Annotated in this window: 24 protein-coding genes; 16 read left to right on the forward strand and 8 right to left on the reverse strand. The window is 32.5% G+C overall.

Translation table 11 applies throughout. From position 1 onward, the window contains the following. The first annotated feature begins 1 nt into the window (after position 1). From B8963_RS00330 to B8963_RS00340, 3 genes are read left to right on the forward strand one after another with little or no spacing between them, the layout of a single operon-like run. Positions 2–817 (forward strand): phosphatidate cytidylyltransferase, encoded by an 816-nt coding sequence (locus B8963_RS00330; protein WP_084059319.1) that lies wholly within the window; start codon positions 2–4, stop codon positions 815–817. Next, positions 807–1478 (forward strand): phosphatidylserine decarboxylase family protein, encoded by a 672-nt coding sequence (locus B8963_RS00335; RefSeq protein WP_084059320.1) that lies wholly within the window; start codon positions 807–809, stop codon positions 1476–1478. The genes B8963_RS00330 and B8963_RS00335 overlap by 11 nt, the downstream gene beginning before the upstream one ends. Next, the gene (locus B8963_RS00340) at positions 1465–1731 is read left to right on the forward strand and encodes an acyl-CoA-binding protein (protein ID WP_084059321.1); all 267 of its coding nucleotides are present in this window, start codon (positions 1465–1467) and stop codon (positions 1729–1731) included. The genes B8963_RS00335 and B8963_RS00340 overlap by 14 nt, the downstream gene beginning before the upstream one ends. Here B8963_RS00340 and B8963_RS00345 read toward each other — a convergent pair whose 3' ends face one another. The 3 genes from B8963_RS00345 to B8963_RS00355 are packed head-to-tail and all read right to left on the reverse strand — an operon-like array spanning position 1732 to position 5032. Continuing rightward, a complete protein-coding gene (locus B8963_RS00345) occupies positions 1732–3003 on the reverse strand; it encodes a sterol desaturase family protein (RefSeq protein WP_084059322.1) in 1272 nt (423 codons plus the stop codon). Positions 3004–3054: 51 nt separating this feature from the next. Further along, entirely contained in the window at positions 3055–3762 is a 708-nt protein-coding gene (locus tag B8963_RS00350) for a response regulator transcription factor (RefSeq protein ID WP_084059323.1), read from the reverse strand. After that, positions 3743–5032 carry a sensor histidine kinase gene (locus B8963_RS00355; protein WP_084059324.1) on the reverse strand — a complete coding sequence of 430 codons (1290 nt, stop codon included), beginning with the start codon at positions 5030–5032 and terminating at the stop codon, positions 3743–3745. The genes B8963_RS00350 and B8963_RS00355 overlap by 20 nt, the downstream gene beginning before the upstream one ends. A gap of 253 nt (positions 5033–5285) precedes the next feature. Between B8963_RS00355 and B8963_RS00360 the strand changes: the two genes are divergently transcribed. Then, complete coding sequence (locus tag B8963_RS00360; protein WP_084059325.1) at positions 5286–5741, forward strand: hypothetical protein; 456 nt, start codon at positions 5286–5288, stop codon at positions 5739–5741. On the opposite strand, the gene B8963_RS00365 is transcribed toward B8963_RS00360, so the two are convergent. From B8963_RS00365 to B8963_RS00375, 3 genes are all read right to left on the reverse strand, one after another. Continuing rightward, positions 5728–7299, reverse strand: coding sequence for an SDR family NAD(P)-dependent oxidoreductase (locus B8963_RS00365; protein WP_084059326.1), 1572 nt, complete (start codon positions 7297–7299; stop codon positions 5728–5730). The genes B8963_RS00360 and B8963_RS00365 overlap by 14 nt on opposite strands. A gap of 130 nt (positions 7300–7429) precedes the next feature. Beyond that, on the reverse strand, positions 7430–8041 hold the full coding sequence (locus B8963_RS00370) for a fumarylacetoacetate hydrolase family protein (protein WP_084059327.1): 612 nt from the start codon (positions 8039–8041) through the stop codon (positions 7430–7432). 33 nt (positions 8042–8074) lie between these two features. Beyond that, positions 8075–10705, reverse strand: coding sequence for a valine--tRNA ligase (locus B8963_RS00375; protein WP_084059328.1), 2631 nt, complete (start codon positions 10703–10705; stop codon positions 8075–8077). A 189-nt stretch (positions 10706–10894) separates the two neighbouring features. Between B8963_RS00375 and B8963_RS00380 the strand changes: the two genes are divergently transcribed. From B8963_RS00380 to B8963_RS00425, 10 genes are all read left to right on the forward strand, one after another. Beyond that, positions 10895–11284 (forward strand): DUF1573 domain-containing protein, encoded by a 390-nt coding sequence (locus tag B8963_RS00380; protein ID WP_084059329.1) that lies wholly within the window; start codon positions 10895–10897, stop codon positions 11282–11284. Between the two features lie 145 nt (positions 11285–11429). Then, positions 11430–12656: a pyridoxal phosphate-dependent aminotransferase gene (locus B8963_RS00385; RefSeq protein WP_084059330.1), complete on the forward strand. Its 1227-nt coding sequence runs from the start codon at positions 11430–11432 to the stop codon at positions 12654–12656. Further along, on the forward strand, positions 12619–13632 hold the full coding sequence (gene murB, locus B8963_RS00390; protein WP_084059331.1) for a UDP-N-acetylmuramate dehydrogenase: 1014 nt from the start codon (positions 12619–12621) through the stop codon (positions 13630–13632). Before B8963_RS00385 ends, murB begins: the two co-directional genes overlap by 38 nt. A 208-nt stretch (positions 13633–13840) precedes the next feature. Then, on the forward strand, positions 13841–14422 hold the full coding sequence (locus B8963_RS00395; protein WP_084059332.1) for an RNA polymerase sigma factor: 582 nt from the start codon (positions 13841–13843) through the stop codon (positions 14420–14422). After that, on the forward strand, positions 14412–15170 hold the full coding sequence (locus B8963_RS00400) for an anti-sigma factor domain-containing protein (RefSeq protein ID WP_084059333.1): 759 nt from the start codon (positions 14412–14414) through the stop codon (positions 15168–15170). Before B8963_RS00395 ends, B8963_RS00400 begins: the two co-directional genes overlap by 11 nt. A gap of 71 nt (positions 15171–15241) precedes the next feature. Further along, positions 15242–15451: a membrane or secreted protein gene (locus tag B8963_RS00405; protein ID WP_084059334.1), complete on the forward strand. Its 210-nt coding sequence runs from the start codon at positions 15242–15244 to the stop codon at positions 15449–15451. 32 nt (positions 15452–15483) lie between these two features. Further along, on the forward strand, positions 15484–16050 hold the full coding sequence (locus B8963_RS00410; RefSeq protein ID WP_084059335.1) for an RNA polymerase sigma factor: 567 nt from the start codon (positions 15484–15486) through the stop codon (positions 16048–16050). 101 nt (positions 16051–16151) lie between these two features. Beyond that, a complete protein-coding gene (gene lipA, locus B8963_RS00415; RefSeq protein WP_084059336.1) occupies positions 16152–17027 on the forward strand; it encodes a lipoyl synthase in 876 nt (291 codons plus the stop codon). Between the two features lie 61 nt (positions 17028–17088). After that, positions 17089–18102, forward strand: a complete 1014-nt coding sequence (gap, locus tag B8963_RS00420) for a type I glyceraldehyde-3-phosphate dehydrogenase (protein ID WP_084060678.1) — start codon at positions 17089–17091, stop codon at positions 18100–18102. A gap of 38 nt (positions 18103–18140) precedes the next feature. Then, positions 18141–20312: a tetratricopeptide repeat-containing hybrid sensor histidine kinase/response regulator gene (locus B8963_RS00425; protein WP_084059337.1), complete on the forward strand. Its 2172-nt coding sequence runs from the start codon at positions 18141–18143 to the stop codon at positions 20310–20312. Here the strand turns inward: B8963_RS00425 and lpxK are convergent. Further along, on the reverse strand, positions 20302–21303 hold the full coding sequence (gene lpxK, locus B8963_RS00430) for a tetraacyldisaccharide 4'-kinase (protein ID WP_084059338.1): 1002 nt from the start codon (positions 21301–21303) through the stop codon (positions 20302–20304). The genes B8963_RS00425 and lpxK overlap by 11 nt on opposite strands. Before the next feature lie 51 nt (positions 21304–21354). Here lpxK and B8963_RS00435 point away from each other — a divergent pair, with 51 nt between their 5' ends. Together B8963_RS00435 and B8963_RS00440 are read left to right on the forward strand one after the other, a co-directional pair. Next, positions 21355–22449, forward strand: coding sequence for a Nif3-like dinuclear metal center hexameric protein (locus tag B8963_RS00435; RefSeq protein ID WP_084059339.1), 1095 nt, complete (start codon positions 21355–21357; stop codon positions 22447–22449). A 3-nt stretch (positions 22450–22452) separates the two neighbouring features. Then, on the forward strand, positions 22453–23232 hold the full coding sequence (locus tag B8963_RS00440; RefSeq protein ID WP_084059340.1) for a zinc ribbon domain-containing protein: 780 nt from the start codon (positions 22453–22455) through the stop codon (positions 23230–23232). A 71-nt stretch (positions 23233–23303) separates the two neighbouring features. On the opposite strand, the gene B8963_RS00445 is transcribed toward B8963_RS00440, so the two are convergent. Continuing rightward, entirely contained in the window at positions 23304–24647 is a 1344-nt protein-coding gene (locus tag B8963_RS00445; RefSeq protein WP_084059341.1) for an FAD-dependent oxidoreductase, read from the reverse strand. Positions 24648–24720 lie beyond the last annotated feature (73 nt).

Here is a 24720-nt window from a genome sequence, read left to right on the forward strand (position 1 = left end):
TATGCGCGAGATTTTAAGGAGATTACTTACCGGTATTGTTTACGTTGTAATTTTGCTATCTGCAATATTCCTTAGCTCAAATGCTTTTGATTTTCTATTTATGGCCTTTGGACTGGCGTGTCTTTACGAATTTAAAAAGCTAACAAAACTTCAAGGTTTTTATATTTTTGCTGCATACTTAGGGCTTTGGTGGGTATTTATATACTTACTTAATAGTTTTACCTACAGTCAATCAATTATTAATGTTTTAATGTTTATTACGATAACCATAAACATAGCATTGCTTTTCTATTTATTTTCAATGAAGGAAAAACAATTTACTTCCGTACAAAAATTCTTAATTGGATTATTTTATATTGGTGGAGGTTGTATCTTTTTAACCATGATTCCTTATCAGAAGAACAACTTTGAAAATTTGTTAATCATGGGAATCTTTATTTTAATTTGGGTAAATGACTCCTTTGCTTATCTAGTAGGGAAATCTATAGGTAAAACCAAATTATTTCCACAGGTATCACCAAAAAAGACCTGGGAAGGTACTATTGGTGGATTTATTTTTGCATTGATTGCTGCATATTTTATGTCTAAATACGACACCAACATAAATCTTACACAATGGTTGATTCTAGCAATAGTTATTGTAGTTTCAGGAAGTTTGGGTGATTTATTAGAGTCAAAGTTTAAAAGAGCCGCTGGCGTTAAAGATAGTGGCGCAATTTTACCTGGCCATGGTGGTATGCTCGACAGATTAGATAGTTTAATTTTTGCCGCACCATTTGCTTACCTAACATTAAATATTTTTAACCATGTTTCATAAAGAAGGCCAAAAAATAATCCTTATTACCTTTTTACTTGTATTAATCTCTGTTCTTGCAGCACATTTTTTTATTGAAATAAATTGGCTTAAACTACTCGTACAGATTACAGCTCTGGTATTCTTAATAATAGTACTACAGTTTTTCAGAAATCCAAAACGCAAAGTAATTAGAAATTTTGATGACATATTGGCTCCAGTAGACGGTAAGGTTGTTGTTATTGAAGAGGTAGAAGAAAAAGAATATTTTAAAGATAAGAGAATTCAAGTATCCATCTTCATGTCCCCTATTAATGTACACGTTACAAGATATCCAGTAAGTGGTGCAATTGTATTTTCTAAATACCACCCAGGTAAATACCTTGTAGCATGGCACCCAAAAGCCAGTGAAGAAAACGAAAGAACCACTATTGTTTTAAAAACTCCAAAATTTGGTGAAATTTTATACCGCCAAATTGCTGGTGCTCTAGCAAAACGTATTGTTAATTATGCCGTGGTTGGAGAAAGTGCTCAACAAGGAGAAGATGCAGGTTTTATAAAATTTGGTTCAAGAGTAGATTTGTTCTTACCTTTAGATTGTGCTATTACAGTAAAATTAAACCAAAAAGTTGTTGGTGCTAAAACCTGTATTGCCAGCTTAGCCATAAAAGATGAAGACAGATAAACTGCATAATGATTTTTTAAAAGCTGTGGCATTTGTAAATGACTTTACAGATCCTTTACCCGCAGATTTACTTTTAAAATTATACGCATACTACAAAATCGCCAACGAGAATTTTGACAATCCTGGTAGCAGAACGCCGTTAATTAATGCTTTCAAGGCCAATGCATTATTCCAAGCTAAGAATCTTTCTAGGAAAGATGCTATGAAAAAATACGTAGCCTTGGTTAAGAAGGAATTAAGAGATAAATTATAATTAACTTACTATTGCCTTATTGACTAGCACTTTACTTTCGAAAAAAGTAAAGTATAGGCCTGCAAGTAATGTTATAGCAAAATAAATAATCATTAAAATGGTTCCTATACCCAAGTAGGTATTTAGACCAAACCAATCTCCTAATACAAGAATATAAGCAATCCCTAATATTGCTCTTAAACCTTCTGTAAAAGCAGCTATTTTTAATCTATCCATCAAAATAGTATAGCTAAATATACCGAAAAACACAAAGGCTCCAAAGACTATCAAATTTGTAAATCCAATATTTGCATAGTTATAAAACATAAACAACAGGAGAGCCACACTTAATAGCATTTGCAAAACAACATATAATTTCAAACCATTTGATGCAGGGGTATCATAACGTTGAAAATTATAGACATCGTCAATAATTGCGATTGGGTATTTTTCTTTAACGTCTTTAGGTCTCCACCCGGTTGGCATAAACCATATTCTTAGTTTATCCCAAATATTCGACGTTCTTAAAGCATCCTTTAATAATCTAAAGAAATGTTGAAAATTTATTACTACTGGATTCCATGTGCCTGCTGGTTTTAACACTCCGTATTGTGGCGGAACAGCATCTAATTCTTCTTGAAAGGTTCCGAAAAGTCGATCCCAAATAGAAAGTATTTGTCCTAAATTTTTATCTATGTATTCAGGGTTTATAGCATGGTGCACACGGTGCTGTGAAGGTGTTACAATAATATATTCTAACCAACCCATTTTTCCAATATGCTTTGTGTGATACCAAAATTGTACAAACAAGTGAATGGGTGCTAAAATTGCTATCACCTTATAAGGCACCCCTAAAATAGCAGCAGGAAGCAATAAAATAGAGAAATATCCAACCAAATTAGAAATAGGTTGACGCAAAGCACACGCTAAATTAAACTCTTCACTACTATGATGTATGACATGCTGGTTCCAGAAGATATTTATTTTATGACTTAACCTATGATTCCAATACCCAGCAAAATCAATAAATACAAACGCTAATAACCAAACAAGCCATGTTGCCTTAATTTCTATTATAGCCAATGTATCATATAAAAACGGATAACTTATAATTACAAAAGCCAAACCCAACGAATCTTTTATAATATTTGTTAATCCAGAACTAATACTGGCAACAGTATCCATTACTTTGTATGTTTGGTTTTTTACGAAAAATCCATAAGAAATTTCAATTATCAATAAAAGAATAAAAAAAGGAATCGCGTAAAGTAACGCATTGGCATAGGCTTCCATAAGCAAGAAAAAAGTAATATTATTCTTTTAAATATACTAAAATTGAAGCATCTATTCTACATCTTTCACCAAAAGGATAAAACCTTTACGGTGTACATTCTCTATTTTTAATGCAGGATCATTACTTAAGTATTTTCTTAAGTGAGAAATAAAAACATTTAAACTTTTACGATTAAAATAATCATTCTTACCCCAAATGGTTACTAAAATATCTTTATGGGAGCACAATTGATTTTCATTCTTTTTTAAAATAACCAAAAGTTCTGTTTCTCGTGAAGTTAATTTAATAGTTTCATTTTTAAAATGAAGTAACTGACTTGCTGTATCCAAAACATATGTACCAATTTTATATGTTGATTGCGCAGCCGTTTGTTTTTCTATTGGAGATAATCTAGCCAATAAAGCTTCAATTCTTGCCACTAGTTCTTCTTCGTCTATAGGTTTCTTTATATAATCGACTGCACCGATGGAAAATCCTTTTAACACATCTATTTTCATAGATCTTGCGGTTAAAAACATAAAAGGTAATGCTGTCATCTGATTCTTTATTTTTCGTGCCAATTCAAAACCATCAATATCTGGCATCATAACATCCAGAATTGCCAAATCGAACAAATCAGTATGTATAATTTTTAAGGCTTCATTACCCGATTTTACCCAGGTAAGATTAAAACCTTTCATTTTAAGATATTCGGAGAGCAAATACCCTAATGACAAATCGTCTTCAACTAATAATATTTTATGCTTGTCCAAATTCATACGAATTAATTAGTGGTATTGCAATCGTAATTTTGGTCCCTTTACCTAATTCACTTTCAAGATAAATTTTACCATTATGATTTTTAATTACCTTCTTTACATAGCTCAATCCTAAGCCATAGCCCTTTACTTTATACAAATCACCTTCAGTAACGCGATAATATTTTTGAAAAATTCTTGCTTTATCTTTCTTAGAAATTCCCTCTCCGTTATCGATTATAGTAATAAATAGCTTTTTCTGTTTTACCTCAGCGACAAGCTTAATTTCGGGATTTTTGGAGTATTTTTTGGCATTATCAAGCAAATTATTAATAGCATTCTCTAAATGTGAACTTTCTGCTTTAATAAAAAGTTCTTGATTAGGAAGTTCATAGTTAAAAATAGCTTCTTCTAATTTTGATAGCATACTAAACTCTTCACATATTCTTTGAAGATTTGGGCTAAAATCTATACCTTTTAAATTAAAAACGCTCCTGCTTGATTCCAAACTTCCTAGTTCTAAAACTTTATCAATATGGTTTTTTAGTCGGTCTATTTGTTGTCGTATTAAAACAATTATAGGTTCTTGCTGTTCTGTACTATCTTTCTCTAGTAACTTAGTAGCCAATCCGATAGAAAAAACTGGAGTTTTTAATTCGTGGGTTAAATTATTAATAAACTCATTGGTAGTGACTATTATTTTTCTTTGCCAATAAAAAGATTTTAAAACCCAAACAACCACTATAATTATAGTTAACATAAAAATTAAACTAGGAATGGTGAGTCCGTTTAATTGTGACAAAAAATAGGTGTTGATGTCATTAAATTGTAATTCCAACACCAAACGCTTATCCACTAATCCAGACAAATACCCTTCCAATTCGATTGGGTATGTATTGATTTTTTCCTTTGCATCGAAAACCTTTGGTGAATGCAAATAATACGTAGAATCTTTGGAAATAATTTGATATGAAAAATTGGTTGTTATTCCCTTTGCGGCTAAACGGTCTTTAAGAAAATCATTCAAAAAATGACTAGATGCATCTTGCACACTATCCAAACTTACAGCAAAATAAGTTCCATCTTTGGTGATGGATTTTCCAATAAGAAAAGTAAGCTCGTTCTCTGTTGAAAGGTCGCTTTTTATAACCTGACTTGCTGCTACTATATTTTTGTTGAATTGCACTTTAGCTAAGTTCAACCCTATTTTTAAATATTGGTATTGGACTATAAACAATCCTAGAACAGCAATACTAAATAAAATAATATATATATTTCTACCCTTGATCATTGATGACTAAAGTACTTTAAAAAAGTATGTTTTACTGATTATTAATTTTTTGTTAGTACAATTAACTTTTCATTAATCTTTTTGTTTTATTGTTAATCCTTAGCAAATGTTAAAGGTATTACCTTAGCTCACGAGTTAAGTTAATGAAAATTTCAAAATCGCTTCAAGCAATTAACTATAAAGCTAATCTTTCTAAAAAGGGTTAGCTTTTTAATTTAAAATCTTTGGTTGTTAAACTCAAAAAAATTAAAGCATGAAAAAAATCATTACATCAGGAATAGATAAAATTAAATGCAACAATCTATTAAGTATTTCAATAGGTCTAGTTTACCTACTTTTTGGTGTTTTAAAGTTTTTCACAGCTGTGAGCCCAGCTGAAGAAATTGCCGTTGAAACAATAGATAAACTTACTTTCGGATACCTTTCCAATACAACATCAATATTCTTGCTAGCGATATGGGAAACTTGTGTTGGTCTATTTTTACTATTAAATATTCAGAAGAAAACCATTCTGAAACTTGCTCTTATTCATATGGTATTTACTTTTACACCGTTGCTTATTATTCCTGAAATGACCTTTTCAAATTCTAGTTTAGCCCCTACCCTTTTAGGGCAATATATCTTTAAAAATATAATTATAATCGCCGCCTTAGCTACACTATTAAAAAACGAAAAACATAGCAGTATTAAAGTATTTACCAATCTATAGGTTTATAATCTTTCAAGAATTTTCCACACCAGTGCTTACCTGTATTTATACCATCAATAAGCGGATCGAGGACTCTAGCTGCTCCATCAACAATATCTAAGGGTGGTTGAAAATCGTGTATTTCTTGTTTCTTTTTTGATAATTCTGCTGGATCTTCATCTGTAACCCAACCTGTATCTACTGCATTCATAAAAACACCATCTTGAGCAAAATCTAGTGCAGAAGTATGTGTCATCATATTAAGGGCAGCTTTCGCCATATTGGTGTGTGGATGCCTATCTTCTTTATAAAAACGATGGAATTTACCTTCCATAGCCGAAACATTTATAATGTGTTTTTTACCCGTATTTTCTTTTCTCATAAGTCTTGAAAGGCGATTACAAAGTACAAATGGCGCAACAGCATTTACGAGCTGAACCTCAATCATTTCAGGAGTTTCTATCTCCCCTAATTTTAAGCGCCAGCTATTGGTTTTACGCAAATCTACTTGTTGTAAATCTGCATCTAGTTCTCCTTCTGGAAAAACTTCTTTAGTAGAAAGCGAATTATCAAAACTATAAGGAATCTGAGATAATTTTGCTGAAGCCCTTATACCTATTCCAGGCTCTGGCGCATGCCAAGTAACTGGTAAAGTATTATTCTGTTGACTAGAGGTATTTTTACCTAATACATTTAATTCATTTAAACAATACAAATGATCGGCTAACACTTCTTTAGCAGATTTAGGCAATGCCTCTACAGGCATTTCTTCATTTTTCATTAAGTGCTGATAAAATCCTGCAGGTCTACGCACCGTTTGGGCTGCATTATTTATAAGAATATCTAAACGATCGTATTGTTGTTCAATAAAATTGCAGAAAATTTCTACGCTTGGAATATGACGAAGATCTAAACCGTGTATTTTAAGCCTGTGTCCCCACTTAGAAAAATCATCTTCTCGCGAAAAACGAAGTGCAGAATCAACCGGAAAACGAGTTGTTGCTACAACAGTTGCTCCTGCTCGCAATAATATTAATGTAATATGATATCCAATTTTTAATCTTGATCCTGTTACTATAGCAACTTGCCCGGTCAAATCAGCGGTTTGAAAACGTTTTGCATAATTAAAATCACCACAATCTTGGCACATGGTATCATAAAAATGATGCAGCTTGGTATATATGGCTTTGCACACATAACAGTTTCTTGGAGATTCCAATTCTTTTTCTTCCAGACTTTCCAATTTTGGCGCTTCTAATAGTATTGGTGCTTTAAAAACAACAGCTTCTCTTGCACTACGTATACCTGTTTCTTTACGAGCATGCTTATCACGCTCTATCATTTTACGTTTAGCAGCTTTGGCAGCGTCCTTTTTTTGCTGTCTAAATTCGTGTCTACTAGGTCTAGAAATCATGCCTGCCGCCTTTAGTAGGGCAATACGCTTTTCTTCAGGTAGCTCTAATATTTGATGCGCATTCTCTCCTAATTTATCTAATATGGCAATACAAATTTCAATCTCTTCAGGACTAACCAATTCTGTGTTAGTATTTGTTACTTCCTTTTCCTTATCAGCATCCATGAAATGAACTATGTGTTTAAATTAATTCTTGACAAATGTACATTTAAAATTATTTTTCTTGGCAACAATAAAAAAGCTCGATTATCAATAACAATTTGACAAACGAGCTTTTTTAATTTTAAGAAGCTTTTTATTTCACCCTCGTAACCAACACTTTTTTACCTTCTAAGTATCCTACCATGACATCACCAGAATTTACTTTTCCAACGCCTTTTGGTGGTGTACCTGTTAATAGTATATCTCCAGGGTTTAAGGTCATAATTGAGGATACATACACTATAAAATCTACTAGATTAGTTATCATTAATGAACTATTCCCTCTTTGTACCTCAACGCCGTTTACCTCATATGTAAAATTAATATTAGTAACATCAGCAAAATTGGTAATAGGAAAAAATGGCGCAATTGGTGTTGCTCCATCAAACCCTTTTGCTAAAGCCCAAGGTCCTTTTGTTTCTCTACTTTCAGATAAAACATCTTTAGCAGTTAAATCATTAGACAATGTTGCAGCATCTACAAAGCTCAGCGCATTTTCCGCTGTTGCATTTTTACATGTTTTACCTATACGAAAAGCCAATTCGGCTTCATACCATACATCATTAGAAAAAGCAGGAAGCACTAAATCTTCGTTATTCTCTAAAAGTGTATTTTCAGGTTTTGTAAATACAATAGGCGTTACCTTTTCTTTAGGCATCTCGCTCAATTCATTTACATAATTTTTACCAACGGCAACTATTTTCATTTGTATTCTGGTTAGATTATTTTATTTCCTTTTTTAACGTAAACTAGCTAAACTCTTTTCCAATGTCTCTATTTTTGCTTCGGCATCGGATTGTTTTTTATGTTCTATAGCGATAACCTGTTCAGGTGCATTACTTACAAAACGTTCGTTAGAAAGTTTCTTCTGGACAGACATTAAAAAACCTTTTGTGTATTTAAGTTCTTCTTCAATTTTTTTAATCTCAGCATCAATATCAATAGCTCCACTTATTGGAATAAAATATTCATTACTTTTTACTCTAAAAGTTAACGCCCCATCAACTGCATCATTCACATAGGAGATATCAGAAACGTTGGTAAGTTTTTTAATTACCGCATCCCATACTTGAGAAATTTCCCCTTCGTTTAAAACTGAAAGTTCTAAATATTCCTTCATTGGAATATTTTTTTGTTTTCGAACAGTTCTAATTCCTGCGATAACTTCAGCAGCAAAATCAAAGCCTGTAATTAATGCTTCATCCACCTTAGTAGCTACTGGCCATTTTGCTACAACTAAAGCTTCTTCTGAAGTACGCACTGCAATATGTTGCCAAATTTCTTCGGTTAAGAATGGCATAAATGGATGCAATAACTTTAAATTATTTTCAAAAATTGAAATAACAGCATCAAAAGTAGTTTTGTCTATAGGTTGCTGGTATTCTGGTTTAACTATCTCCAAAAGCCAAGAACTGTAATCGTCCCAAACCAATTTATAAATTGCCATTAACGCATCTGAAATACGGTATTTACTAAAATGATCTTCAATTTCTATTAAAGTCTGATTAAATTTAGCATGATACCATGCTATACCAAGTTTAGATGCTTCAGGTTGTGGTAACTCGGCAACTTCCCAACCTTTTACCAATCGGAAACCATTCCAAATTTTATTTGCAAAGTTTTTACCTTGTTGACACAACGCTTCATCAAACATTAAATCATTTCCGGCAGCAGCACTTAATAATAAACCTACACGAACACCATCTGCTCCATATTCATCAATCAACCCTAATGCATCAGGCGAGTTACCTAAAGATTTAGACATTTTTCGTCTTTGTTTATCGCGTACCAGACCCGTTAAATAAACATTCTCGAATGGCATTTTACCACGATATTCATAACCTGCAATAATCATTCTAGCTACCCAAAAGAATAAAATATCTGGACCAGTAACTAAATCATTCGTAGGATAATAATATTCAATCTCTTTATTTTCGGGCTCTAAAATTCCGTTAAAAACGCTAATTGGCCATAACCATGATGAAAACCAGGTGTCTAACGCGTCTTCATCTTGTTTAAGACTCGCTGATGTAAGTGATGCATTACCAGTTTTTATTTTGGCTTTTGCTAGTGCCTCTTCTTTACTTTCAGCAACAACAAAATCATCTGCACCTTCTCCATAGTAATACGCTGGTATCTGTTGTCCCCACCATAACTGTCGAGAAATATTCCAATCACGGATATTTTCCATCCAATGACGATAGGTATTATCAAACTTTTTAGGGTGTAATTTTATTTCTTCACTTTCAAGAACAGCTTTTATTGCCGGTTCGGCAAGTTGTTCCATTTTCAAAAACCATTGATCCGAAAGTCTAGGCTCTATAACTGCTTTTGTACGCTCAGAAGTACCAACTTTATTTAAATGGGATTCCGTTTTAATTAAAAATCCCTTTTCTTCAAGCTCTTTAGCTATTTCTTTTCGTACTACAAAACGATCTTTTCCTTCATAATGCAAACCATGATGGTTTAAGGTTGCATTCGCGTTAAAAATATCAATAACCTCCAGATTATGTTTTTCTCCTAAAGCTTTATCATTTATATCATGTGCAGGGGTTACTTTTAAACAACCCGTTCCAAACTCAATATCTACATAGTCATCTTCAATAATAGGAATTACTCTACCGCTTAGGGGAACTATAGCTTTTTTTCCTTTAAGATGTGCGTAACGTTCATCCGAAGGGTTTATACAAATTGCTGTATCTCCTAAAATAGTCTCTGGTCTTGTGGTGGCAATAGTTACTTTTTCATCAGAACCTTCAATTGGATAAGATAAATAATACAGTAGCCCTTGCTTTTCTTCATAAATAACCTCTTCGTCAGAAAGTGTAGTTTGAGCTTCAGGATCCCAGTTTACCATTCTAAAACCACGGTATATCAAACCTTTATCAAACAAATCCACAAAAACTTTAATTACAGAAGCAGACATATTGTCATCTAGTGTAAATTTTGTTCTGTCCCAATCACAAGAACAACCAAGCTTTTTTAATTGCTCTAAAATAACCCCACCATATTCATCTGTCCATTCCCAAGCGTGCTTTAAAAACTCTTCTCTGGATAAATCGGCTTTATTAATTCCTTGTTCTTTTAACTTAGCAACTACTTTTGCCTCTGTGGCAATAGAGGCATGATCTGTACCAGGCACCCAACAGGCATTTTTACCCATTAAGCGTGCTCTACGTATTAATACATCTTGAATGGTGTTATTCAGCATATGCCCCATGTGTAAAACACCCGTTACATTTGGTGGTGGTATTACAATAGTATAAGGCTCTCTTTCATCAGGAACTGAATGGAAATACCCATTTCTCATCCAGTAATCATACCAGTGTTTTTCTACTTTATGAGATTCGTATTTTGATGCTATTTCCATATTTTGGTATAATTTTTGTTTTAGTTGCAATGTATCTTTATGGTAAGAAGTTCTAGAAATGTTAAATTTTAATTTTTAGCTCTTATTTAAAATACGAAACAAAAATAAGTAACGTTATTAGATAACAAAAGAATTTTGAGGTTCAAGTGAAAATAGTTACATTTGGATCTTACCCAAAACTAAAAAAAGATGAAAAAAATAGTACTAGTTTTATTTATTGGACTATTAGGTTTTAGCCTAAACGCACAAGACAAAACTGCAAAAATCACTTTTAAAAGTGATACTGTAGATTACGGTGAAATTGAAAAAGGTTCTGATGGAAATCGTGTATTTGAATTTACAAATACTGGAGATGCGCCATTAATTATAAGCAAGGTGAGCTCTAGTTGTGGATGTACTATCCCAAAAAGTCCTAAAGATCCTATTTTACCAGGTAAAACAGGTGAAATACAAGTAAAATATGACACCAATAGAGTTGGTGCTATTAGAAAAGCGATAACCGTTATTTCTAATGCGGATACCCCTACAATGGTATTGAAAATAAAAGGAGAGGTAAAAGACCCAGTTGTGGTTCAGTAACTTAACTTCACATTTAAAAAATCGAGCCCTAACATTTGTTGGGGCTTTTTTTTGTAACAATTTAAAGGCAACATACAGTTAAAATAACCTTTATGTATTTTGTTTTGTTAATTATGATTTCCCATTTTTGCAAAAAAAATAACACATGCCTAAAATATCTAACAAAGGCTTATCTATGCCTGAGTCTCCAATTCGCAAATTGGTTCCATTCTCAGAAGCTGCAAAAAGTAGAGGCATAAATGTTATTCACCTAAATATTGGTCAGCCTGATATTAAAACACCACAAGTTGCTATTGATGCAATAAAAAACAATACAGTTTCTATATTAAGCTATAGTAAAACTGAAGGTTCTGATACTTTTAGAAAAAAACTTGCAGATTATTATTCCAAACATCAAATTTCTATTGAAGCAGATGATATTCTTGTAACTACAGGGGCTTCAGAAGGACTTTCTTTTGTTATTGGAAGTATTGCAGATGATGGCGATGAATTAATTATTCCAGAACCATTTTATGCCAATTACAATAGTTTTTCAACTGCTTTCGGAGCCAAAGTAGTCCCTATAGTTTCGAATATTGATAATGGTTTTGCTTTGCCGAGTATTGCGGAATTTGAAAAAGCAATAACCCCCAAAACCAAAGGCATTTTAATTTGCAATCCTAATAATCCAACAGGGTATTTATATAGTAAAGAAGAAATTCAACAATTAGCCGCTCTGGTTAAAAAACATGATTTATTCTTTATTGTAGATGAAGTTTATCGTGAGTTTGTATACGATGGCAAACAACATTATTCTGTTTTACAAGAACCACATATTGATGAAAACGCCATAGTTATAGATTCTGTATCGAAAAGATATAGTATGTGTGGCGCAAGAATAGGATTTATTATTACTAGAAATAAAGTTTTAAGGAGCATAATACTTAAATTTATGCAAGCAAGACTATCACCACCCTCCTATGCGCAAATTGCAAGTGAGGCTGCCTTAGAAACTCCACAGAGTTACTTTGATGATGTTATCTCGGCTTATGTGGCTCGCAGAAATGTTTTAATTGAAGGCTTAAACGGCATACCAGGCGTAAAAGTAATAAACCCTCAAGGTGCTTTTTACTGCATTGTAGCCTTACCTGTAAAAGACTCTGATAAATTTGCCCAATGGCTACTAGAGGATTATAGTTTGAATAATGAAACTGTTATGGTTGCTCCAGCAGCAGGCTTTTACGCTACAGAAGGTTTAGGAAAAAACCAAATAAGAATAGCCTATGTTCTTGAAGAAAAAGTATTAAAACGTGCCATTCATATATTAAGTGAAGCCTTAAAACAATACAGCCTTAATGAAAATACTGCAAAACGTATCCTTAAAAAAATATAACACTTTCGGCATAAATGCGATTGCTAAGAATTTTTGCGAAATAAATTCTATTGAGGATTTAGTTGTAGCATTTCAACTTAGTGAATACCCTGAAAAATTTATACTTAGTGGAGGTAGCAACATGCTATTGACCAAAGATATTGAGGCTTTGGTGCTACATATAAATTTAAAAGGCATTCAAATAGTTTCTGAAAGTCAGGATGATGTTGTTGTAAAAGCAATGGCTGGCGAAAACTGGCACCAACTTGTTTTATGGACCTTAGAGCAAAATTTCGGCGGTTTAGAGAACATGTCTTTAATACCGGGCAATATAGGTACAGCACCGATACAAAATATTGGAGCTTATGGAGTAGAATTGAAAGACACCTTCGTGTCTTGTGAAGCAATGGAAATTAGCACACAAAAAATTAAAAATTTCAGCAAAATAGATTGCAATTTTGGTTACCGCGAATCTTTTTTTAAAAATGAAGGAAAAGGAAAGTATGTTATAACTTCAGTTAGTTTAAAATTGACTAAAAGAAACCATACGCTTAATACCTCTTACGGATCTATTGATGTAGAGTTAGAAAAGAACGGCATTACCAATCCCACTATAAAAGATATATCTAATGCCGTGATTGCTATTCGTCAGAGCAAATTACCTGATCCAAAAATACTTGGCAACAGTGGTAGTTTTTTTAAAAACCCAATTATACCAATAAATGAATTTATAGCATTTTCGAAAAATTATCCAGATGCACCGTTTTATAAAATTTCGGAAGAAGAATACAAAATTCCGGCAGGTTGGTTAATTGAACAATGCGGGTTTAAAGGAAAACGATTTGGCGACGCTGGAGTGCATAAAAACCAAGCATTGGTTTTAGTAAATTATGATGCTGCAACTGGACAAGAAATTCTTGATTTAGCACATGAAATAATTAATGCAGTTTACGTAAGATTCAATATTCGTATCTTTCCCGAAGTAAATATTATATAAAAAAATAACCCTGATATTTACATATCAGGGTTATACCAAACCAAACTAACCAAAAATAAAGTATACGATAACCAGTCGCACACTTATACTATATTTGAAATCTATATCGTAACAATCAATTTTATAAATTTGCGTTACATTATAATTACGTATCAAAAGTTATTTTAGATTTTTTTAAAACACATTTTTTATAAATATTAACTTTTTCATGAGCGCATTACTTGAAAACCATATAGTTGAACTTTTACAAGAACGTAATGAAAAAGCGATTTCTCTACTTTATGAGAATTATAGCGACACACTTTACGGTGTTGCCTTTAAAGTTGTAAAAGACGAAGAACTAGCACAAGATGTTTTACAAGAAAGTTTTGTGAAAATTTGGAAAAAAGCAGATAGTTATGATCCAACAAAAGCCAAACTTTTTACTTGGCTATTCCGGATTACAAGAAATACTGCTATTGATAAATTAAGAAGCGGTAAAACCAAATCTGATAAAGAAATCCAAATGGATGTTTCAGACGTATATAAGGTAGGTATTGACGGAGTTAATCCAGATTTTATTGATATGCGTGAGAATCTTTCAAAATTAGATTCAAAATATCAAATTGTTCTTGAAGCTTTATTTTTTGAAGGAATGACCCAACAAGAAGCAAGTGAAGAATTAGATATTCCATTAGGCACTATAAAATCTAGATTAAAAATAGGTCTTCGCGAAATGCGTAAAATTTATATTGATCCAGCAATACTGCTATTTATATTAACCTTAATAGCATTATATTATGAAAGATAAAATAAAAATATTTTTAGATACTGATCTACTAGAAAAGTACCTATTAGGTTCAACTACAGATCTAGAGACCTTACAAGTAGAACGTTATATTGCTATGTACCCAGAAGTACGTAAAACGTATAATGAACTTCAGGAAAATTTAGAAGAATTTGCTAAATCATATTCTTTAAAATCTCCAGAAGGACTTAAAGATAGAATTTTGAGTACCATTAAGGCTCAAAATTCAACGAAGAGAAAATTTATGAATTATGCTATTGCTGCTAGTTTTGTAGCCATGTTGTTTGCGGGTGCATCTTACTTTTTCTACAGTCAAAATCTGAACCTACAGGAAGAAAACTCAGTGGTAACCAATCAAATCAAACTTTTAGAAGAAGACATGAAAGAGCGATTGGAAGATGTTAGAAATCAGTTTATTGTACTAAACAATCCACAAACAAAAAAGTATACTGTAATGGGTAACAAAAAAGCTAAAGACTTAAAAGCTGTAGCTTATGTAAATCCTGTAAAGAAATTATCATACATTAATGTTCAAAACCTGCCAGACCTTGAAGATGGACAATGTTTTCAGATGTGGGCTGAAGTTAATGGTAAAATGATTAACCTAGGTATTATAAAAGAAGCTGGAGATAAAAACAATCTATTAGCAATGCCTTATGCTGAAAATGCGGTAGGTTATATCACTATAGAAAATGTTGGTGAAAACGAAGCTCCAACGGTAGACAATATTGTTGCGAATATAGCCTACTAAGAATACCTGATTTTTTATACAGAAAACTTTCAAAAGATAAAATATTTGTACCTTTGTACAAATATTTTATCATGAAGTTAGTTTTATTAACTGTAGGATTGTTAGCCCTTGCCTTTGCAGGTATTGCAATAAAAATATGGTCAAAGAAAGATGGTAAATTTGCTGGCACTTGTGCCAGTCAAAATCCGTTTTTAAACAAAGAAGGTGAAGCTTGCGGTTTTTGCGGTAAACTTCCTGACGAACAAGATTGCAGAAAAGATACTGCTCAAGAACTTCAATAATTAAAAATCTGAAGTTCGTATAATACCATAATTTGGACAAAACCAAAGACACATTACAAGAAACCATAAGCAAAGCCAAAGCAGGAAATCAGATTGCTTTTAGTCTTTTGCTAGATTCATTCTGGAATGATGTGTATAGTTTTCAACTACAACGCACAAAGAATGAAAATGATGCAGAAGACATCACTATTCAAACCTTTTCCAAAGCTTTTGACAAAATTCATTTGTATGATGAAGAATACCAATTCAAGACTTGGTTAATTACTATTTCAAAAAATATACATGTTGATTTAATAAGAAAAAGTAAGCGCAATATTCTTGAAAATACTGATAGTGGAGCAGAAGCTATTAAGAAAGTATTAGATGATAGTCCTTCAGCCGAAGATCAACTAATAAATGAACAAAATTTAGCCACACTTTTAGAGCATATTAAAAGCCTTAAACCTCATTACCAAAAAGTTATTAATCTAAGGTATTTTAACGAGCTAAGTTATGCGGATATAGCAATCGCGCTTAATGAGCCTATTAACAATGTGAAAGTAAAGTTGTTAAGAGCTAAAAAATTACTTTCCTCTGCTATAAAAGCCAGTAAAACCTAGGAAAACTTCATTGTGTTTTTGTGTATTTACAAAATATTTATAGCACAAAGCAAAAACAAATGGTACATAAAATTGTTTGTATATTTGTATAAAAATTGGAGATGAGCGATACTTCTTTAGACAATGTTTTACCACCAAAAGGAAAACCAAAATGGTTACGAGTTAAACTTCCTACTGGTAAAAAATATACGCAATTAAGAGGCTTAGTAGACAAGTACAATTTACATACTATCTGTACTTCTGGGAGTTGCCCTAATATGGGAGAATGCTGGGGAGAAGGTACCGCTACTTTTATGATTTTAGGTAATGTATGTACTAGATCTTGTGGGTTTTGCGGTGTAAAAACAGGTAGACCTGAAGATGTAGATTGGGAAGAACCAGAAAAAGTAGCCCGATCCATAAAAATCATGAGTATAAAACATGCCGTAATAACATCTGTAGACCGCGATGATATTAAAGATATGGGCTCTATTATTTGGGCAGAAACGGTAAAAGCCATCCGAAGAATGAATCCGGAAACTACACTTGAAACCCTAATACCAGATTTTCAAGGCATAGAAACACATTTGGATCGTATTGTAGCTGTAAATCCTGAAGTTGTTTCACATAACATGGAGACTGTAAAAAGACTTACAAGAGAGGTGCGTATACAAGCTAAATACGAGCGAAGTCTTGAAGTTCTTAGATATTTAAAAGCTAGTGGTATAAATAGAACAAAATCTGGAATTATGCTAGGTTTAGGTGAACTTGAAGAAGAAGTGATCCAGACCATGCAAGATTTGAGAGATGCCAATGTAGATATAGTAACTATAGGGCAATATTTACAACCTAGCAAAAAACACTTACCAGTAAAAGAATTTATAACACCAGATCAATTCAAAAAATACGAAGAAATAGGATTGAAAATGGGTTTTAGACATGTGGAAAGTGGCGCTTTAGTTAGATCATCTTATAAAGCCCATAAACACATAAATTAGACTCTTGTACATTCTTCATTTTTTTTGAACCTAAATGTCTTTAGGCAAGATTACTTTACATATGAAACAAATAAATATTGGCATAAATGGTTTTGGAAGAATTGGCCGAACTTTATTTAGGCTGCTACAAGCACATCCTGAATTAAATGTTGTTGCAATTAATGATTTAGCCAATACCAAAACGCTAGCGCATTTACTAAAATACGATAGCATTCATGGGGTTTTTCCGCAAGACATATCGCATACACATAACACTATAACTGTTGGAGATAAAAATCCGGTTGCAATTTCAAATTTTGCTTCGCCAGAACAAATTAATTGGAAAAAACATCAAGTTGATATCGTTGTAGAGGCTACTGGCAAATTTAAAACAAGAGAGTATCTTGATTTACATATTAAAAATGGAGCTAAAAAAGTAATCCTTTCAGTTCCACCAGAAGACGATACCATTAAAATGATAGTGCTAGGAGTAAATGATCATATACTCTCTAAAGAAGATGATATCATCTCAAATGCGTCTTGCACCACAAACAATGCCGCACCAATGATAAAAGTTATCAATGATCTTTGTGGAGTTGAGCAAGCATACATTACAACAATACACTCCTATACTACAGACCAAAGTTTGCACGACCAACCCCATCGCGATTTAAGAAGAGCACGTGCTGCAGGACAATCCATAGTCCCTACCACTACAGGAGCTGCAAAAGCCCTTACCAAAATATTTCCAGAATTAGACGGGTTAATTGGTGGTTGTGGTATACGCGTTCCAGTGCCTAACGGATCGTTAACAGATATCACATTTAATGTAAGAAAAAACACCTCTATTGAGGAAATAAATAATACATTTAAAGAAATTTCTGAAAGTTCATTAAAAAATATACTTTTTTATACGGAAGATCCAATAGTTTCAATAGATGTAAACAATAGTTGCTATTCTTGTACGTTTGATTCACTGATGACCTCTGTAATTGGAAAAATGGTAAAGATTATTGGATGGTACGATAATGAAACTGGTTATAGCAGTAGAATTATAGATTTAATTAAATTGATACAAGCCAAAGCATACATTTGAAAAAAAAAGAATTTATTAGTAAACGTTTGTGGCATTGCATGTCAATCCTTTTCTTGCTTATAAGCATCTCCGCTTTTTCGCAAGCAGGCAATTCTACGCGAGAAGATGTAGAAAAATACTTTATAACCTCCAGAAATTATAAAAATCAAGACAAACTAGATCTTGCATTAGAATCATTAAACAAAGCATTAATACTTGCTGAAAAATTAGAAGATGTTAAATCTATTATAGATTGTAACCATGAATTTTCTTTATTGTATCTAAAATTAGATAAAATAGACCAATCCGTTCTTTTTTGGGATCAAGCCGAAGTTTTATTGAATGTTACAGAATACCCTTATGGAAGTGCTATGCACACCTATATTGAAGCTTTGCATTTATTTAAACATGAAAAATATTATCAAGCAAATTTTGAACTAGATAAGGCATCAAAAATGACCAATGTTCGGAATTTAACGCTTCATATTTTATTAACTAAAGGATTTATTTATTTAGAGCTTCCGAAATATGATGAAGCGTTAAAAAACTTCAATTCATTAATTGTTAATAATGATACTGAAGAAAAAGATTATATAGCCACCAGAGCTTATATTGGCCTAGCCTTATTAGAGTTAAAAACCAAACAACCTGATAAGAGTATTATTTACGCTAATTTAGGATTGCAAATAGCCCAAAAAAATGAATTCTTTAAAGAAATTTTAGAACTCAACCAACTGCTTGCAAATTCTAATCAGCAAGTAGGCAATTATGAAGCTTCATTACAATATAGTAATAGTTTAATTGCACTTAAAGATTCGGTTTACAACGAAGCTAAAATTAAGTCCGAAGCTAAAAAAGCTGATACTATCTATAATGAAACGCAGAAAAATCTTATTGAATCGCAACGTAAAAAAATAGAAGAGTTAGAAGAGTCAAGCAGTAGAACTGAGATTACTGCAATTTTAACTTCTGCCTTTTTAACCATAATTTCATTATTAGCGGTTTCACTTTATAGAAACAATCAGATTAAGCTAAAAACAAACGATTTATTACAAACCAAGAATACAGAATTAGAAGCCTCCAGAGATGCCGCCGTTAAGGCAATGGAAGCTAAAACAAATTTTTTATCTACGGTAAGTCATGAACTCAGAACACCGTTATATGCGGTTACTGGACTCACGCATTTATTATTAGAAGAAAACCCTAATGATGCGCAATTAGAGCATCTAAAGGCATTAAAATTTTCTGGTGATTACTTGTTAAGTTTTATTAATGACATTTTACAATTAAACAAAATTGATGCTGATAAATTAGAACCCGTAAATACAGAGTTTAATCTTAAAAAAGTTTTAACAGAGGTAGTAAGCTCTCTTCAACAAAGCGCTAAGCAAAACCAAACGAAAATAGTTTTAGATTACGATGAAAAAATACCTAGATCATTATTAAGCGATTCAATGAAAATATCGCAAATTCTAATTAATCTTGTAGGTAACGGAATAAAATTTACTAAAAAAGGAGAAGTTACAGTAATTGCCAGATTACTCAACAAAGTAGATGAAAAAGTAACTATTTATTTTGAAGTTAAGGATAATGGTATAGGCATTGAAAAAGAAAAAATCACCAATATTTTTGATAGTTTTGAACAAGGCTCAATACAAATAAATAGAGAATATGGTGGTACGGGCCTTGGTTTAACCATAGTAAAAAGTTTATTAGGACTTTTTAATAGTACCATAAATTTAAAAAGTGAAATTGGAAAAGGGAGTTCATTTTTCTTTGAAATAGAAATGACTACCGGGAATAGCGTTATAAATGATATTGCTTTTGAAATTACTGATAGAGACTACGATTTTACAGGGCTTCATTTGCTAATTGTTGAGGATAATAAAATTAATCAAGTAATCACTAAAAAGATGTTGATTAAAAAAGACATGACTTGTGATGTAGCAAGCAATGGTACTGATGCTGTTGAAATGGTATCGCAAAATAAATACGATGCTATTTTAATGGATATACACATGCCAGGTATAAGTGGCGAAGAAGCAACCATTCTAATTCGAAAATTTAATAAATACACTCCAATTATTGCTTTAACCGCTATTTCACTTGACGATAGTTTGGAGAGCTTTTATGCTGCTGGTTGTAATGATGTCGTTACAAAACCTTTTAAGCCAGAGGTATTCTACCAAAAAATAGGCGAGAATATTTTTCACCCTAAACCTATTGCTTAAGAATTTGATTAATTTGTTGGGCTAATACTTCCGCACCATCACCTAAAAATTGATGCGTTATAGCAATGTAGTACATATTTTCCACCCTTCCTTTTAATCGAACAAAATCCTTCTCCGTAGTTAAGATAAATTCTTTTGTATTAAAATGCTCTATTTCTTTATTTGAGAAAAAATGATGATCGCTAAAATTCATATGTTCAAAAGAAATTCCCTCAGAGTTTAAGAAAGTAACTAAAGGTTTAGGATTAGCAATTCCGGTAACCAATGTAATTTTCTTGTTTTTAATTTCAGTAAGACTCGGTTTAGCTGGCCCGCCCATTAATTGTTGTTGATAATGTAAAAAACTAAACAATACTTTCTGATTCAATTTTGGCTTTAAATCACTAATAATATTTTTTTTCTCTAGCTCCGATAAATTTTCTGGACATTTGGTAACTATTAAAATATTTGCCCGTTTTGCTTCTCGCTTTGAATCACGCAAATTTCCTGTTGGCAAATACCAATCATTATAATACATTTTACCATAAGACGTAAGCAAAATAGCAAATGTAGGTTTCACTTTTCTATGCTGAAAAGCATCATCGAGTAAGATTACGTCTACATTACTTGATTTCTCTATAATTGCAATTCCGTTCCTACGATCCGCATCTACAGCCACAAGAATATCTGGGTATTTAGCATGTATTTGAAAAGGTTCGTCACCCAATTCCTCAACGGTTAAATCTGATTCTGTGCTATGATAACCTACAGATTTTCTACCATAACCCCTACTCAAAACCGCAACTTCGTTTGTTGTCTTTAGCATTTTAATTAAATACTCAATCATAGGAGTTTTTCCCGTTCCGCCAGCACTTAAATTACCAACGCAAATCGTTGGTGTTCTAAATTCTTTAGATTTAAAAATTCCTGTATCGAACAAAAAATTTCTAATATGCACAACTAGTGCATAAAGTATGGAAATAGGAAATGCTAATATTCTTAATACCTTCATCAATAACGAAAATATAATATTTTATCTTTGAAAAATAGATAAACTTACAAAATGATCGTAAAGGATATTACCAATATATTAGAAGAACTAGCACCATTGGCTTATGCCGAAGATTTCGATAACGTGGGGCTTTTGGTTGGGAGTTCTAGTTTAGAAGTAACAGGCGTATTAGTAACGTTGGACACTTTAGAAAATGTTGTTGATGAAGCTATTGCTAAAAAATGCAACCTTATCGTTAGTTTTCATCCTATTATTTTTGGTGGATTAAAAAAACTTACGGGTAGTAATTATGTGCAACGTGTGGTTATCAAAGCTATTCAACACAATATTGCTATTTATTCCATGCACACCGCTTTAGATAATTCTAATCAGGGTGTTAATGCAAAAATTTGTGAAGTTCTTGGAATTTTGAACACAAAAATTTTAATCCCTCAAAAGGGAACCATTAAAAAACTCACGACCTACGTTCCACTTAAAGATGCTGATAATTTAAAAGAAAAATTATTTCAAGCTGGAGCTGGAGCTATAGGAAATTATAGTAATTGTAGTTTTTCGGTTAATGGAATGGGTAGTTTCAAACCAGAGGAAAATGCAAATCCAACGATTGGTACTTTAGGAAAAACACATTTTGAACAAGAAACTCAGATTAATATTACATTCGAAAAATCATTAGAATCTTTACTTATTGATGCTTTAAGAAAAAATCATCCTTATGAAGAAGTTGCATTTGAGGTGACCACTTTAGAAAACAGCAACCAAAATATAGGTATGGGAATGATAGGTGAGCTCGAAAATGCGATGGATGAAAAGGATTTTCTGTCCTTTGTTAAAGATAAAATGCATGCTTCTTGTATTCGACATTCTAATTTGTTAGGAAAAAAGATAAAAAAAGTTGCTGTTTTAGGCGGTAGCGGATCTTTTGCAATCAGTGCCGCAATACAAGCAAATGCTGATGTTTTTATAACAGCAGACCTAAAATATCATCAATTTTATGAAGCGGAAGGCAAATTGTTACTTGCAGATATTGGACACTATGAAACTGAGCAGTTTACAAAAAATTTATTAGTTGACTATCTTACAAAAAAAATCCCTAATTTTGCAATCCGTTTATCGGATAGCAAAACAAATCCCATCAAGTATTTTTAAAATATGGCAACAAAAACAGAAGCAACAGTAGAACAGAAATTAAGAGCATTATATGATTTGCAATTAATAGATTCTAGAGTTGACGAAATACGTAATGTACGAGGTGAATTACCTTTAGAAGTTGAAGACTTAGAAGATGAAGTATCTGGTCTTAAGACTAGAATGGAAAAGTTGAAAACTGATGTTGAAACAATCAACTACGAAATCACTGCTAAAAAGAACATGATTGATGATGCTAAAGCTTTGATGAAAAAATACACTGAGCAGCAAAAAAATGTTCGTAACAGTAGAGAATTTAACTCTATCTCTAAAGAAATTGAATTTCAAGAATTAGAAATTCAATTAGCAGAAAAAAATATTAAAGAGTTTAAAGCTCAAATTGAGCAGAAAAAAAACGTAATAGCCGATACTAAAGAGCGTTACAGTGAGCGTGAGACACATTTAAAGCACAAAAAAGGTGAGTTAAATGCAATCTTAGCTGAAACTGAAAAAGAAGAAAAAGCACTTTTAGAAAAATCGTTACAATATCAAAATGATATTGAAGAGCGCTTAGTTTCTGCCTACAAGCGTATTAGAACTAACGTAAAAAATGGATTGGCTGTTGTTGCTATCGAAAGAGGTGCATCAGGTGGTTCTTTCTTTACCATTCCACCGCAAGTACAGGTAGAAATTGCGTCTCGTAAAAAAATTATTACAGACGAACACAGTGGTCGTATTTTAGTAGATCCTGTTTTAGCCGAAGAAGAACAAGAAAAAATGCAAAAAATGTTTTCTAAACTATAAGCTATAGTTTTATAAATATTAAAAAAGCCATCTTTACAAGATGGCTTTTTTTGTATAACTCAAATAGCAGGTTACAATTGTTTGAGTATAAATTCCTCTACCTCTTTGCTATCCCATTTTTGCTCAATATCTTCAATACTCATAACCTTTTTCATAATAGCTTCTTGTGCATCACCTTCAGCGAGGGCTTCGGCATAAGGTCTATCAGAAAATGTTACTCTTGAATACACCGGCAACCATTTTTCTGGGTGTTGTGTTGCAAAATGTTTCTCTATTTTCTTTTGCAATAAAAATTTAGGATCAGCAGTTTTACTACTCATCTCCATAAAATTGCGATAGCTCAACTCAGCTATGGCATCTGCATTTGGTTTCCGTACTTGTTGAAACTCATTAAAAATAGCTTCCCAATCATCACCATATTTATGTATAATGGTGTTTAACACATAAATATCTTCAAAACCTGCATTCATTCCTTGACCATAAAATGGTACTATAGCATGTGCAGAATCGCCAACTAAAGCAACTTTATCCCAATACGTCCATGGAAAGCATTTCATAGTAACCATAGCACTTGTTGGATTTTTAAAGAAATCTTCCATTAGGTTATCTAAGTCTTGCATGACATTTGGGAAATAGGTTTTAAAGAATACACGGGCATCATCTTTAGTTTTTATATTTTCAAATGACACCTCGCCTTCAAAAGGCATAAATAAAGTACAGGTAAAACTTCCATCTAAATTAGGCATTGCAATAAGCATAAACTTACCTCTTGGCCAAATATGGAAAGAATGTTTGTCTAACTTATGTGTACCATCAGCATTTGGTGCTATTGTAAGTTCTTTATAACCTACATCAATAAAGTCCTGAGAATAGTCAAAACGACTTCTTCGCTGCATTTTATGGCGTACACGTGAAAATGCGCCATCGCAACCAAAGATTAAATCGTATTTGTATTCCTGCCATTCTCCTTTTTCTGTCTCGCCTGTATATAATTTTGCTTCAGGCAAATCTACATCCCAAACCTTTTCATCAAACTTAAATTGAACGCCTTCAGCTTCCGCTAAATCAATCATTTTTCGATTCAAAACACCGCGTGATATAGACCATATTGCCTCCCCTTCTTTCCCGTATTTTTGATAATACTCCGGCTGACCAATAACATGCATGGCTCTTTTATCTAAAGGAATAGCTATTTCTTTAATTTTATCTTCCAATCCCACTTCTTTCAAAGCGTTCCAACCACGATTACTCATGGCTAAGTTTATAGAACGACCAGAAAAATCAACTTTTCTAATATCGGGTCTACGGTCAAAAACGGTAATTTTATGACCATATTTTTTAAGGTAAATTGCTAAAAGAGAACCCACCAAACCTGATCCTATAATGGCAATATTTTTTGATTGTTGTTTTTTCATTTTTGATCAATTCAAAGAAAAATAAGCTAACAGTATTTTTCTAAAATTAAAAAATCCTTCACTTTTAAATTGC

It is taken from the genome of Cellulophaga tyrosinoxydans, assembly GCF_900176415.1.
Lineage (GTDB): Bacteria > Bacteroidota > Bacteroidia > Flavobacteriales > Flavobacteriaceae > Cellulophaga > Cellulophaga tyrosinoxydans.